Source organism: Magnetococcales bacterium (assembly GCA_015231925.1).
Lineage (GTDB): Bacteria > Pseudomonadota > Magnetococcia > Magnetococcales > JADGAQ01 > JADGAQ01.
The window spans coordinates 1-6,262 of sequence record JADGAQ010000222.1; the positions used below are offsets into that span (position 1 = coordinate 1).

Below are 6,262 nucleotides of genomic sequence, written 5' to 3' on the forward strand. Positions count from 1 at the left end.
CCCATGGGGTCCAGGGGGCACCCCTGGGACTTTTCCTTTCGCCGTTGACATGATCGTGCCGCACCGTGCAGGGTCTATCCTTTCAGGCTCGCCACGCTCACGGCCATCCTTTTCGGCGTTGCCAAAAAGGATGGCCAAAAAGCGAGCCCGCCTTGGCTGGCCTTTGGAGTCGATCGGCCTTTTGATCGACTCCAAAGGCCAGCGCATTGCCCACGAATCGGAGGGGGGAAAAAGGGTGGGGTTCCTGAACCGCTCAGGCGCGCGTCACCCACAACCACGCCCAGGTCGTGGCCAGATCCTCCTCCGAATACCTCGCGAACCGGGGATGAACCCGGTGTCGCAACGGGGCGAAGGCTTCCCGATCCACCACCTTTTTCAAAATCTCCACCTGGAAACCATGGGCCGCGAACCCCTCCAGATGATCGCGTATGCGCGGCCTGGGCATGTTGCCCGGATCCAGGAAACGCTGCCAGACGGCATCGGAAAATTGCAGAAAATGCAGCGGGTATTTGAAAAAGTGGTCGCGATAATCGACCACGTGCAGCATGATCGCCTCCGGTGCGAGCAACGGTTCCAACGCCGTCAGCAGGGCGGGGAAATCCCGCACATGTTCCAGAACACTGGTGCTGACCACCCGCTCCACGCTGCGCGGCGGCACCTCCTCCAGACGGGTGACGCGCCGCACCCGGCAGGCCGTTTCCTCTCCCACGCGCTGTCGCAGAAGCTGGTCCCGCTCCGGGCGAAACGGCTCGTAAGGCTCGAAGCAGAAACAACGTCCCGCGCCGCGCGCCACCAGGGCATATCCAAGGCCGTTGCCGGCCCCGGAACCCAGCTCCAGGAAGGTGCAATCACGGGTGGACACGCCCTGTTCCGCAAAATGGTCCCAGAAGGCATCCAGCCGGGCTTCGGGTTCGAACTGGGCCAAAGTGGGTTGAAAATAGCCCGGCACCCCCCGTCGCAGCCGACGCAACAAGGCATGGGGAACCAGAAACTTGCGTATCAAACGCATGGTCACGTATTCCAGCATGAACGCCTCGCGAAGACAACACCCACCCGGCACGGCATGGAAAAATCCTCGTTTCGCATCCGTCCGGGTATACGGGGGTTCGGGGGGATCATCCCCGACGGGTCCAGGGCAGCGCCCTGGGACGTTTCCTCTATCCCCCAATCTTTATCCCCTATCCTTTCAGGCTCGGTCATTCCAGCACCATTCGTCTTCTTGATCGGCGTTGGAATGACCCGATTGCCCGCCGGGGGCTGGACAGGTGAGGGGGTGAATCGTTACGCCGCCTCACCCCTCCTGGAAACTGTAGCAACTCCCCCTTGGCGAGGCCATGGACAACGGTGGATTCCGGCGAAAGGGCATCTCCCCATTGACTCGGCGAATGGAGCGGACTACATTGTAAATGTTGAAAAAATGTTCTGCTCTCCGAATGCTGTTCCGCTGGCGGAAGTGGTTATATCCTTGGCAGGAGGAAACGACATGATGTTGCATCAGGCGGCCAAGCGGGGTGATGTGGATCGGGTCCGCTTCCTGCTGCATCAGGGTGCCGACATTCATGCGCTCAATTCCGGGGGGTGGACCGCCTTGCACGAAGCGGCCAAGGAGGGCTTCGCCTCCATCGTGCGGTTGCTGCTGGAACGGGGGGCGCTGGTGGACGCCCAGGATCGTTACCGGTGGAGCGCCCTGCACTGGGCGGCGGCCCGGGGTCAGAAAGAGGTGGTGCGCACCCTGCTGGATCACGGGGCCGATATTCAGATAGCCGATCATGAAGGGGAGACCCCCTTGCATTGGGCGGCGGTCTGGGGTCATCAGGCCATTGTCGTGCTGCTGCTGGAACGGGGCGCCGATATCGAGGCCGTCAACACCAGCGGCGAAACACCCCTCTACGAAGCCGTTCAGGAAGGTCTTTTCGGCATTGTGGAACTGTTGTTGAAAAAGGGGGCCTCCGTCAACGCCCTGAACCGGGAGGGGGGCCCCCCCCTGCACTGCGCCTGCTTCTACGGCCACATGGAGATTGCCCAGCTTCTGATCGCCCACGGCGCGGAGATCAACGCCTGCAACATCGCCGGGCGCAGCGCCCTGCACTGGGCCGCCGTGCGGGGCAATCTGGCCATGGCGGAGATGTTGCTGGGACGCGGCGCCGACATGCACTTCCCGGACACCGAAGGGCGCACGCCTCGGGACTATGCCCTGCAGCACGGACATCAGTCCCTGATCAAACTCTTCAACAAACACGCCCGCTGAACCGACCACCCCCCAAAACAGCTCCGGCGTTGTCAACCGAGGGGCTCTCGTTCGACAACGCCGGAGTCAATGTCCTGCGTCAGTGTTTGATTTTCGACGTCAAACCAAACGGTCCACCTGTCCCTCCCCCTTGTTCTTGGGCGAGGTTTCCGCCATATGGAACAGGTGGTTCAAGGTTTGATCCGCCAGATCGCGTATCGCTCGCCCGACGGCCTGCTGTTGCACCGACAGCGAAACGATGTCACGCACTACTGGGTAGCCGCCATTGGCTCGTCCTGCCGCGGCATTCCCGTTGCGGAAGCTCTGTTCCACAACCTGGCTTTTTGGTTTGACTCCCGGAACTGTTGCAATGTTTTCCATCTTACCCCTCCTCCATGAAGAGGTCTTGGTGGTTTCCTTACTGATTGTATCGGATCGATTGCGAGGAAGGTGAAGTCGTTTTACGGGCGGGAGGGGAAAATCATCGGCAGAACATTGGCAATCCGTTGATAACAAACAAAAAAAACCCTGCCGGTTTCCCGGCAGGGTATGTGCCCAACGGCAAGTCTTGGTGCCTTCCTTGGCAATCGGATCAGATCAGAAGAGAGGAAACAACCTTGTCAATCAAATCCACAAACGAAAAAGAACCCAGCTGACGGAAGCTGCCCAGAAAATCGGGGCCGATCCGGATATCCAGAGCGGCAGCCACCACCATGGCCACGGCTCCCGCCAGCAGGGTTTCTACCATCCACCCCCACCACTTGAAAGAACGCCGTTGATCCCAAAAGATCGATCGCGAACTTCCCAACCATTCCTTTTGATTATGGCAGTGCGTCAGAATTGACATGGCAGACCTCCCTATCCGCCGGAGTTGATGGTGTTGGCAATTTAACATTCAAGATACGGGCCAACATTTTACGCTTTATTGTTTTGGCTTTTATGGCGGGCTGGCGGGCTTCGACGGGACAGGAGTCGAAAGGGAAAGCGTCGGGGTGGTGACGATGGCGGCGAGATCCTGACGGACGGGGGTCAAAGGGCGTCTTGCGTCCTCAACCAGGCGGGATGGACCAGGTGCGCGGCAAAGCGCCGGGCCCGCTCCTCACGGCTGGTGAAGATCAGCAGGGCCAGGCCGCTTTCGGCGGACAACGCGGCAAGATTCCGGGCCCAGGCCTCCTCGCCCGCGGTATCGAGGCGGGCTCCGGGCTCGTCGGCCAGCAACAGGGCAGGCCGTGCCATCAGCACGCCGGCCAGGGCCACACGGGCCTGGAAGGCGGAAGACAATTCCATGACGGGGCGTTGCAGACAGGTGAGGGGCAATCCGGCGGTATGCAACGCCCCGATCAGGCGCTGTTGCAGCGCCTCGGCGGCAAGGCCCCGGGCCGCCGCCGCCAGAGAGATCTCCTCCTCGACGCGGGAGGCGAGGAAGCGTCGGCCCGCCTCGTCGAAGAGTACGCCCAGCCGGGCGGCGCGCTCTGCCACGGGCCACTCTTCCAGGCGTTTCCCCTCCAGCCGGATTTCGCCCCGCGCCAGGGGATGCAATCCGGCCATGACCCGCATCAGCAGGCTCTTGCCGACCCCCTCCCCTCCCAGGATGGCCACCCGTTCCCCTTGATGCAGGGTCAAATCGAGGTCGGACAGGCGCAACACCCCGTCGGAGGCGGCAAAGGAGACCTTGCGCAGTTCCAGAAGCGCGGTACCGGTCGCGGCCACGTTATCGCTCTCCCCATAAAAAAAGCCGCGTTGACGAAAACGCGGCTTCGATGTTGCGATCTGGAGCGGGTGAGGAGAATCGAACTCCCGTCTTAAGCTTGGGAAGCTTAGGCCCTACCATTAGACGACACCCGCAGATGGCGAAAGAGGCTATTTTAGAAAGCCGGTGCGGTTCTGTCAATTGCCCTCTCCGATATGGCGGGACGATAATGATGCGGGGCTCCGGAGGGGATTATCCGCCCCGGACCCCGTATTACCCTCTTGGCATGCATCACGCCCCTGATGGTATCATCCCCTCTCCTTCCCTCCCTCGCGCCACGGAGATCCTATGTGCGGCATTGCGGGCCTCATTGCTCCGGGGGCAACGGAAACACCTCTCGACGACCGCCTCTCCCGATTGCTGCGGGCCATTCACCACCGCGGCCCCGATGACGAAGGCCGCTTTCTGCGGCCCGGACTGGCCCTGGGCATGCGGCGCCTGAGCATCATCGACATCGCCGGAGCCCGGCAGCCCCTGATCAGCGCCGACGGCAACCGGGTACTCTTTTTCAATGGCGAAATCTACAATTTCCAGGAATTGCGCACCACCCTGCAGCAGCAGGGATGCCGTTTCCTCACCCGGGGAGACGGGGAGACCATCCTCCACGGTTACGAAGTCTGGGGTGAAGCCGTGCTGGACCGGCTCAACGGCATGTTCGCCTTCGCCCTGCTCGATCTGGAGCGCAGAGGCCTCTGGCTGGCACGGGATCACCTGGGGGTCAAACCGCTTTACTGGTATCACCATCAGGGAGAGTTCGCCTTCTGTTCCGAACCGGCACCCCTGCAGGCCCTGCTCGACCAACCTCGCCTCGACAGCGCCGCCTTGAGCCGTTTTCTGACCTGGAAATATGTGGCCTCCCCCCAAACACTGGTGCAGCAGATCCGCAAGATGCCACCGGCCACCCAGGGGTGGATCGATCTCGACCATCCGGGTCCGCTGTCGGCGCAACGCTATTGGCACCCCGAGCCGGAGAGCCTGCCGGCTGATCGGGTGGAACGGGTGGACACCCTGCTGCGCCAGGCGGTGCAGCGTCAGAAGATCAGCGATGTTCCCGTCGGCATCTTCCTGAGCGGCGGCATCGACAGCGGTCTGCTGCTGTGGGCCTCCCGTCAGGGAAACGCCCCGCCGATGACGGCTTACAGCGTCGGATTCGACAACGCCGATTTCGACGAAACGCCGTTGGCCCGACTGACCGCCGCGCATCTCGGCGCCGCGCACCATGTCGAAATCCTGCCCGCGCCCCAACCCGAGGAGCTGGACCAGTGCATCGCCGCTTTCGGCGAACCCTTTGCCAATACCAGCGTTCCCGCCAACTTTCTGGTCAGCCGCATGGCCGCCCGGCATGTGAAGGTGGTCCTGAACGGCTCCGGGGGCGATGAACTCTTCGGCGGATACGACCGCTATTTCGCCACCCGGCCTCCCTGGCCCCTGGCCTTGGCCGCCTGGTGCGCCCCCTGGCTGCATCCGCTGCTGCAAACCCTGCCGGTCGGCGAGGGAGGACGCGGCTGGGTGCATCGCGGGCGCGTTTTCCTGGAAGGAACCCTGCTGCCCCCCGACGAACGCCATGCCGCAGCCGTGCGGCTGTTTTCCGCGCCGGAGCTGCATCGTCTGGCCCCCTCTCTGCCGCCGGCGGACAATCCCGTCGGCGAGGCCATGAACGCCTCCCCCTGGCAAGAGCCCCTGGCCCGGGCCGCCTGGGCCGATATCAATACCATGCTTGCCGACGATTACCTCACCCTGGTGGATCGCACCAGCATGGCCGCCTCCATCGAAGCCCGGGTGCCTTTCCTCGACCCGGATCTGGTGTGTTTCGCCCTCTCTCTGCCCGACGACTGCAAAATTCGCGGCTGGCGCACCAAGCGGCTGTTGCGGCAACTGGCCGATCAACGTCTGCCCGAACCGGTGGTAACGGGCCGGAAGCGGGGCTTCGAAACCCCGGTCGCCTGCTGGTTTCGCGGACCGCTTGGGGAGATGCTGCCGCAAACCCTGCGCAACTCCCCCGTGGGGGTGCTTTTCGAGCCGAAGGAGGTCGAACGGCTGGTGTGGCAGCACCGCTCCCGGCAGAAGGATCTGACCCGACCGCTCCTCGCCTTGTATACCCTGGCCCGCTGGGCGACGGAGAGCCGTATCGGGGTATAGTTTGCCCCGGTTCGGAAGTTCCGCCCATCCTGAGCGGTTGGGTGTCGTGGTCTTTTCGGTCATGGGGGGGGCGGCCCCGAGGGGTGGTCGGGAAAAATACGGGGGTCCGGGGGGGATTATCCCCCCCGGCGGGGTTCGGGGCGGAG

General features: G+C 62.9%; 6 protein-coding genes and 1 tRNA gene. 2 read left to right on the forward strand and 5 right to left on the reverse strand.

Annotation, left to right across the window (positions count from 1 at the left end; genetic code table 11):
- Positions 1-253 precede the first annotated feature (253 nt).
- The gene (locus HQL56_17450) at positions 254-1,027 is read right to left on the reverse strand and encodes a class I SAM-dependent methyltransferase (protein ID MBF0311305.1); all 774 of its coding nucleotides are present in this window, start codon (positions 1,025-1,027) and stop codon (positions 254-256) included.
- Between the two features lie 456 nt (positions 1,028-1,483).
- On the opposite strand from HQL56_17450, the gene HQL56_17455 reads away from it, so the two are divergent.
- Complete coding sequence (locus HQL56_17455; GenBank protein MBF0311306.1) at positions 1,484-2,248, forward strand: ankyrin repeat domain-containing protein; 765 nt, start codon at positions 1,484-1,486, stop codon at positions 2,246-2,248.
- Positions 2,249-2,347: 99 nt separating this feature from the next.
- Here the strand turns inward: HQL56_17455 and HQL56_17460 are convergent, their stop codons facing one another.
- The 4 genes from HQL56_17460 to HQL56_17475 all read right to left on the reverse strand — a co-directional run bounded on the left by HQL56_17460 (position 2,348) and on the right by HQL56_17475 (position 4,072).
- Positions 2,348-2,608: a hypothetical protein gene (locus HQL56_17460; GenBank protein MBF0311307.1), complete on the reverse strand. Its 261-nt coding sequence runs from the start codon at positions 2,606-2,608 to the stop codon at positions 2,348-2,350.
- Positions 2,609-2,819: 211 nt separating this feature from the next.
- Positions 2,820-2,975, reverse strand: a complete 156-nt coding sequence (locus tag HQL56_17465; GenBank protein MBF0311308.1) for a hypothetical protein — start codon at positions 2,973-2,975, stop codon at positions 2,820-2,822.
- A 281-nt stretch (positions 2,976-3,256) separates the two neighbouring features.
- Positions 3,257-3,937: an ATP-binding cassette domain-containing protein gene (locus tag HQL56_17470; protein ID MBF0311309.1), complete on the reverse strand. Its 681-nt coding sequence runs from the start codon at positions 3,935-3,937 to the stop codon at positions 3,257-3,259.
- 61 nt (positions 3,938-3,998) lie between these two features.
- Positions 3,999-4,072: transfer RNA gene (locus HQL56_17475), tRNA-Gly, on the reverse strand.
- Between the two features lie 193 nt (positions 4,073-4,265).
- On the opposite strand from HQL56_17475, the gene asnB reads away from it, so the two are divergent.
- On the forward strand, positions 4,266-6,116 hold the full coding sequence (gene asnB, locus HQL56_17480) for an asparagine synthase (glutamine-hydrolyzing) (GenBank protein MBF0311310.1): 1,851 nt from the start codon (positions 4,266-4,268) through the stop codon (positions 6,114-6,116).
- Positions 6,117-6,262 lie beyond the last annotated feature (146 nt).